This window comes from Rhizobacter sp. (assembly GCF_031412075.1).
In the GTDB taxonomy this organism is placed as follows: Bacteria; Pseudomonadota; Gammaproteobacteria; order Burkholderiales; family Burkholderiaceae_C; genus Rhizobacter.
This window is the reverse complement of the sequence record NZ_JANOCG010000238.1, coordinates 1-1,642: the sequence shown is the minus strand read 5'-3', so window position 1 is coordinate 1,642 and position 1,642 is coordinate 1. Positions and strand designations below refer to the sequence as shown.

1 protein-coding gene is annotated in these 1,642 nt (G+C 66.9%); it reads right to left on the bottom strand.

The features are described 5' to 3' along the window. Positions 1–131 precede the first annotated feature (131 nt). A partial coding sequence (locus RMO40_RS08355) for a c-type cytochrome (protein WP_309718979.1) occupies positions 132–1,642 on the bottom strand: 1,511 nt, incomplete at its 5' end.

Here is a 1,642-nt window from a genome sequence, read left to right as displayed (position 1 = left end):
GCTGGCGACCTGGCGGTCATTGAAGCCGGCGGGCACGCTGGCGCTGTGCGCCACGCCGGCCAGCAGCATGAGGCCCGCCGCCAGCAAGGCACGCGGATGGAGGTTCTTGAAATTTGGCACGAGCTGTCTCCTTATTTGACGATGACCGTGTACATGCTGCCGGCCGAAGTGGACGGCCCGAGGTTCACGGCACCTGCGGGGAAGTTCTTGCGGAAGAGGGTGAAGTTCCGGGGCTCGCCTTCGTTGTTGACGAGCTTCTGCCCGGTGTTGGTCCAACCGGTCATCCAGGGTCGCGCACCCACACGGTCGTCGATCGCGATGTAGACGTCGGCCGTCTGGCTGATGCTGAAGCTGACAGTCGGGTCGCCGGTGAAGCCCTTGGAATCGTTCGCCGTGCGGATCCAGCGCCCGCCCAGCACGATGCTCGGCACCGTGGTGAAGGTGTAGACGCGGTCACCGTATTGCACGGCGCCGTTTTGCAGGCTGTTCTGGACCGACCAGTCGGCGGCGTTGGCGGTGTCACGCACCGACAGGTTGGTGATGTTCACCGGGGTGGTGGCGTCCACGCCGTCATCGATCTGCTGCAGGTAGGCCACCAGTTGATCGAGCTGGGTGGCGCTCAAGCCCGCGGTGGTGCCATGGCGCCCGCTCGGGTTGGCGGTGGTCAGCACGTCGCGCAGCGTGGCCGCCGAGCCGTCGTGCAGGTAGGGCGCGGTGTCCCACAGGCCCTTCAAGGTAGGCGTGTCCAGGCCGGTGAGCGTGGCGCCCAGGCGCCGGCCCGACGAAGCCTTGATGGTGCCCACGTCGCGCAACACGCCGCTTGGGCTGTCGGTGAAGTCGGTGCCCGAGTGGCAGGTGGCGCATTGGCCGCTGCCGTTGAAGATCTGCTGGCCAGCCACAGCCGCAGCGGTGAGCGAACCGTCGGCATTGCGGAAGGGGCTGCGGCCCACGCTGTTGAGCGAGCTCACGTAGGCGGCCAGTGCATCGAGGTCGGCGTTGAGGCCGGCCTTCGGGTCACCGAGCGGCTGGTTGCGCGTACCGGTGTTGAACTGCGCGTCGCTCAGGAAGCCGGTGCCACCGAAGGCACCGCGGATGTCGTGCTCGAAGTCCTGGATCTCGTTGAAGTTGGCCGTCCAGTGCACACGGCCCTGCCCCATGCCACGCCGGCCGTTGAGCGGCACGGTGTTGCGCAGGCCTTCGCCGCGGTCGGTGAAGTCCATGGTGCGGCCATCGTGCCCGCCGTCCTGGTGGCAGCTCGCGCACGAGATGTACTTGTCGCGGTTCATGCGCCGGTCGTCGGCGTTGTAGAAGATGCGCTTGCCGTTGAACACGTTGGCAGCCAGCGCCTCGCCGCTCACGGCCGCAATGTCGACCAGCTTGGTGGCGTTGTTGCTGGTGGCGTTGAGCAGGCCGCTCACGTCGTACACACCCACGTTGCGCGACATGAAGTTCTGCACGTACAACCGGCCGTTTGGCGTGACCAGCAGCCCGCGCGGCGCACGGCCCACGTTGACGAGCCCGGTGACGAGCTGGCGGTTGTAGGCGTCCATCACCTCGATCTGGTTGGTGCCCTGGGTGGAGATGAAGGCGTAGTCACCCAGCGGGCTGAAGGCCACGGCGTTGGCCATGTCGCGGTCGTTCA